This window comes from Thiolapillus sp. (assembly GCF_048562965.1).
GTDB lineage: Bacteria > Pseudomonadota > Gammaproteobacteria > Chromatiales > Chromatiaceae > Thiolapillus > Thiolapillus brandeum_A.
Genome location: NZ_JBHNMF010000212.1, coordinates 1 through 5,490 on the forward strand (window position 1 = coordinate 1; position 5,490 = coordinate 5,490).

Consider the following 5,490-nt stretch of genomic DNA (forward strand, 5'->3'; position numbering starts at 1 on the left):
CGGCACTCAAAGCCCCGTTCCTTGAGAGTGCAGAGCACTATACCGACCTGAGTGGACGCTACAAACAACGGTTCGCAGCCTTCCTGACGTACGCAGCATTGGAGCCAACCGAAGGATACACCATGGATGAATTCCGTTCTGCGATGGGTGCGCTGCCTCAAGACGGGATTGAGGCGTCCGCGCAGGCGCTTTTCCAGGCGCTCGAAGGATCTGCCGATCGGCGCGAGGACTACTGGAAGAACCGTGTCCAGCCCTTTTGGCAACAGGTCTGGCCCAAGTCCCGCGACCTGGCCACCCCACGACTTGCCGAACGCTTAACCCTGATGAGCATTGCCGCCCGAGGCGAATTCCCGGCTGCTTTGGCTGCGGTAAAAGACTGGCTGCTACCGATCGAGCGCCCAGACTACATCGTGCATCTGCTGCACGAATCGGGTTTATGCAGCCGATACCCGGCGGATGCATTGCGCCTGCTGAATGCCGTAATTGCTGACCAACAGTGGGCGACCAGTGAGTTGGGGCAATGTTTGGATGAGATCGGGCAGGTTGCGCCACAGCTTGTGCAAGATGCTCGTTACATGCGAATCCAAGAGTATTCGCGCAGACGAGGCTCACAATAAACCCTAGTGCATCTTCAAAAATAAGTAGTTGGCGAGACGCCATCCTGAATGATTTTGTTCCCAATGTCAGCAAGCTGTCCCTGGTCGCCGATCCAGACAGCTTGTTAGCAGAAGAAAAACTGCGTGGTCGCGGATTTGATCTGATCGAATTCAACGGCCCGGTCGAATTCCGATACGCCTATGAATCCAAATATCGCTCGATTTGGAATCGTGGCAAACATACAGATTTGGTGGTTATTCTCCGTCTGCAAGATGCCGAGCTGGGGTCATTGCCTTACTTGATTACCTACGTTATTCAGCCACGCTTCAAGAAATTGGCCTATAATAGAACACACATAGAATCAGCGCCTTAGAGAGGTGGCGGACATGGCAAAGAATATCATTAGCCTTGTCCAATATCTGGCTAGTTCGGAATAAAGGATAGCTCCTTTTTGGAATATAATCACATGGAACCCGACAACTACCATGTCCCGCAGAAAAACATCGGGCACATCACGCCCATTCAGGCGCTTAAGGATTGGCACAAAAAACAACCGGAATTATTCAAAAAGAAAATCTATGATCTATCGGGACTTGACAGCGCTCAAGAACCACTTCTTCAAAGAGGACATGATGGGTGGCGGGGCTATTTTTGCGGCGATCACGAAAAAAGACCTGTATGGAGTTGAGCTGCTGCAACCATCAGGTCAGATTGCAACGATGTTCATGGAGCATGTAATTCCGATTGACCTTCAGATTTCCAATCTTCAGCGAACAACTGAGAAACTTGCCAAAGCTCGTGATCTCCTTCTGCCCAAACTGATGAACGGTGAGGTGGCGGTATGATCGCTGCTGGGGCTAAGTGCTATAACCTTGGATCCTCGCCGAGCAAGGGGACAGGCCGGTCGTGGAACGCGGAAGAGCTGGACGAGGCAATCGAAGACCAAGTGGCGGCGCTGGTCTTCGATGACCAGGGCAAGGCTGACATTCTGGAACTGTTGGCCGGTGTCGCTGAAACCTCTTTCGAGCAGGAGCAACTCGCGCAGGCATTGGCAGCTCCCGATGACATCGAGGACTGGCGGGTTGGCGAGGCCATTGCCGAAGCTTATCTGAGCGAGCACCGTAACTGTTTGTTTCCCTGGCCTGACGGGCGGGATGAGCGCAAGAGCGGTTCGAGTCTGCCTGGGGCCGATCTGGTGGGTGTTCAGCAGGATGAACACGGCGACCGCTTCGTCTTCGGTGAGGTCAAGACGTCCGGCGAAGCCAAGTACCCGCCCGGAGCTGTTTATGGGCGGACCGGGCTGAAGCAGCAGTTGGAAGACCTGCGGGACAAGGAGGGTATTCGCAACGACCTGTTCAAATACCTTGGTTTTCGCGCCAAGAATTCGACTTGGCTGGACCGGTTCAAGGCTGCCAGCAAGCGATATCTCAACAACACTTCGGATGTTCAGCTGTTTGGTGTCCTAGTGCGCGATGTCGAGCCAAACGTCGACGACGTGCGCGTGCGGGTTGAGAAACTTGGTAATGGCTGCCCGGCAGGCACGCAGATTGAACTGCTGGCGCTGTATTTGCTTGGCGGCGCAATCGCTGACCTGGCTGCACAGGCGGGAGGTAGCGCATGACCATTACCGCTAAGGATCTTGAAAACCTGCAATCTCATTGGGCGCTCAGCGCGATTCCCGCAGAAAAGCGCACCCGTGCCGCCGAACTGGTCAACGAGCATCTGGTTCGTCAGGCGCTTGGCCGCCAGATCACCTTCGCCTTTGCCGAAGATGAAGCCGACGAAGAGCTGTTGGAGCGCATCGCCCTAGCCTATGAAATGGCCGCGATCGAGGGCCTGGAGGCCCTAACCCGCCCCGATGGCGGCGATAATGAGCTGCGAGGGCAAACCGCGGCTGCTTCGCATCACGCCTTCGACATTCGTCGTCTGGCTCCGATACCGGAAAACACGGAAGAGCGCATCTTCCATGTGCTGCAACTGGCGGCCGTTGCCTATTGTGGTGACCGCTGGTCCGACCTGCGGCGCTGGTTCAATGAAAATAGCGCCGCGACTGCGGTGCCATCGGTGGCGGATGCGGCATGGGACCGGCGACTGCTCTACCGCTTGTTCGAGTGCTGGGTGCGTCTGTTCCGCAAGGATGGCTGGGATGACCTGGATCGCATCCGTGAAATCATCGCCGGACTGCGGGAAGATCAGAAAACGCATGAAAAGGCGTGTCTGAGCAATGGTTCCGCGGCGGAAGACCGGGCCATCGCCCTGCGCCTGATCGGCCTTTATCACTGGGCGAAGGCGACCGAAATTCTTGCTGAGTACATGCTGCAAGGGCAATCCCGTACCGTTTTCGGCGATCTCGACAAGCATTTCGAATCGGGCATCGAGGCCGCAACCGCATCGGGTGATGCCCGGCATGAGGTGATCCTGCGCTGGCTGCACGCCGCTAGCCGAATCATGGTCACCAACTCCCTGTGGTGGGGCACGCGGACCGTCAACTCCCGTGTGTCGGCCTTCGTCAGGGCACTGACCAAACGAGAGCACCAGGCAATGTTTGAGCTGCTGCCGCCACAGCGGGCCGCCCTGCTCGAACAGGGGCTTCTCGATCAGGCCAAGACCGCGATCGTCATCGACATGCCAACCTCTGGCGGCAAGACCTTGCTGGCACAGTTCAGGATTCTGCAAGCACTTAACCAGTTCGATGTGCCGGATGCTCCCGGCTGGGTCGCCTATGTTGCACCCACCAGAGCATTGAGCGCGCAGATCACGCGACGGCTGCGCCGTGACTTCGAGCCGATCGGTCTGCGGGTTGAGCAACTCAGCGGGGCGATTGAGGTCGATGCATTCGAAGAGGAACTTCTTACCGATCAGGAAAAGCCTTTCGATGTGCTGGTTGCGACCCCGGAGAAACTTTCGCTGGTCATCCGCAACAAGAACGTGTCGCGTCCGCTTGCGCTTGTGGTCATGGACGAAGCACACAATCTCGAAACAGAGGCCCGAGGGCTGCGGATAGAGTTTCTTCTCGCCACCATCAAGCGTGATTGTCCGCAAGCCAATTTCCTGTTGTTGATGCCCTATGTCGAGAGCAGTGAGACCGTGGCGCGCTGGCTTGCGCAAGACGTCAACGCCGGGAAGGCAATCAGTTTCAGCACCACCGCCTGGAAGCCAAACGAACGAATCGTCGGGCTTTACCGTGCGGTCGCAGATGACAGCGAACGTGCCGGATGGCGGCTGGAATATGAAACTCTCACAGTTACCGAAAGGGCCATAAAATTGCGCGGTACGCATCGCGCGGGCGATTGCAGACCGATAGATGTACCGAAGAACAAGGTATTGGCCGGGGGGCAGCAAAAGGGATTCGGCCTACAGACGGCGGCCATGGCCTCTGTCATGTCTGCACGGGGCACCAGTATTGCCGTCGCCAACAACATCAAGACGGTCTGGAACATGGCGCGCCATGCGGCCAAGAGTGTTCCGAAGTTTGCTGTCATTCCCGACGACGTGCGACTGGTCCAGGATTTTCTCAAGACCGAAGTCAGCCAAGGCTTCGAGTTGATAGCAATGCTCGATCATGGTGTTGGTGTTCACCATGCTGGATTGTCGGATGAAATACGAACACTCATGGAGTGGCTCGCGGAGTCCGGCCATCTGCGCGTTTTGTGTGCGACATCGACCATTGCGCAGGGTATCAATTTCCCGGTGTCGTCAATATTCCTGGCCTCCCGTTTTGTCCCGCAGGGACGGCAGTCGGTCGAAATGTCTCCTCGGGAATTCTGGAACCTCGCTGGTCGGGCTGGACGGATCGGTCATGACAGCGTTGGTGTTGTCGGCCTTGCGGAGGGCAAGGATCGACATGCGATCATCGACTTTGCCCGTCGCAATACCGGTGCTCTCGCCTCCCGCTTGGTTGCACTCCTTGATGATCTGGCAGCCCAAGGCCAACTCAACGATCTCGATGCCGTTCTTTGGCAGGATCAGTGGGAAGATTTCCGCTGCTATGTCGCCCATCTCTGGGCGGAAAAGAAAAATCTCGACGCGGTGCTGGCGGAATCGGAACAACTTCTTCGGCAGACCTACGGCTACACGACCCTGCGCAATGACCCCACCCAACGGGACAAAGCCGATGCCTTGCTGAATGCAACGAAAACCTATGCCAGCAAGCTGGCCGATATGCCGGGAGCGGCGGAGCTGGCTGATCTGACCGGTTTTTCTCCTGAAGGGGTACAAAAAGCGATGAGCGGCATGCGGAATCTTGAAGAGCAGCTAAGGCCCGATGACTGGGCACCGGAAAGCTTGTTTGGAGATGCAGGGCGCATGGCTGACTTGTTCGGGGTCATGCTCAAGGTGCCCCAACTGAAGCAGCTGGAAGAAGTCGGTGGTGATGGATTCGACCATGCCCATTTGTCCAATATCACCCGCGACTGGGTAAATGGCGTTCGCATAGAAGATATAGCGAAAACCTATTTTGCACGGGACAACGAGCGCTCGGAAACCGAGGCGTTTACCGACGCCTGCAAGGCAATCTATCGCGCCATCGTTAATAATGGCACCTGGGGTGTTTCGGCTTTGAGCCGTGTATCGGGGATGGATTTTGAAAGGATGACCGAGGCCGATCGCCGTCGAATCAACGCTCTGCCAGCGATGATTTATCACGGCGTACGGACGGAAGATGCTGTACTGATGCGGATGAATTCCGCCCCTCGAAGTGTGGCCGAAAGGCTTGGCTTGCTCTATCGCGATGTCTTCGGTAGTGACGACGCACGATATTCTGTTGGCAAGGCGCGGGATTTTCTGAAAAACATGTCGCCTGGGGATTGGAGCCGCGCGAGACCCGAGCAGGCAGCTCTAAGCGGATCTGGTTACAAGAAGCTATGGGAGGTTCTTGCAGGGGAGGATTCTTAA

3 protein-coding genes and 2 pseudogenes are annotated in these 5,490 nt (G+C 56.4%); all 5 read left to right on the forward strand.

The genetic code is table 11. The features are described 5' to 3' along the window. Positions 1–617, forward strand: a pseudogene (locus ACOCD2_RS11515) (hypothetical protein); the annotation flags it as partial. Between the two features lie 101 nt (positions 618–718). Beyond that, complete coding sequence (locus ACOCD2_RS11520) at positions 719–970, forward strand: hypothetical protein (RefSeq protein WP_305800790.1); 252 nt, start codon at positions 719–721, stop codon at positions 968–970. Between the two features lie 105 nt (positions 971–1,075). Beyond that, positions 1,076–1,285: pseudogene (locus ACOCD2_RS11525) on the forward strand (hypothetical protein); the annotation flags it as partial. A gap of 153 nt (positions 1,286–1,438) precedes the next feature. Beyond that, complete coding sequence (locus ACOCD2_RS11530) at positions 1,439–2,218, forward strand: hypothetical protein (RefSeq protein WP_419625702.1); 780 nt, start codon at positions 1,439–1,441, stop codon at positions 2,216–2,218. Beyond that, entirely contained in the window at positions 2,215–5,490 is a 3,276-nt protein-coding gene (locus ACOCD2_RS11535) for a DEAD/DEAH box helicase (protein WP_419588931.1), read from the forward strand. The genes ACOCD2_RS11530 and ACOCD2_RS11535 overlap by 4 nt, the downstream gene beginning before the upstream one ends.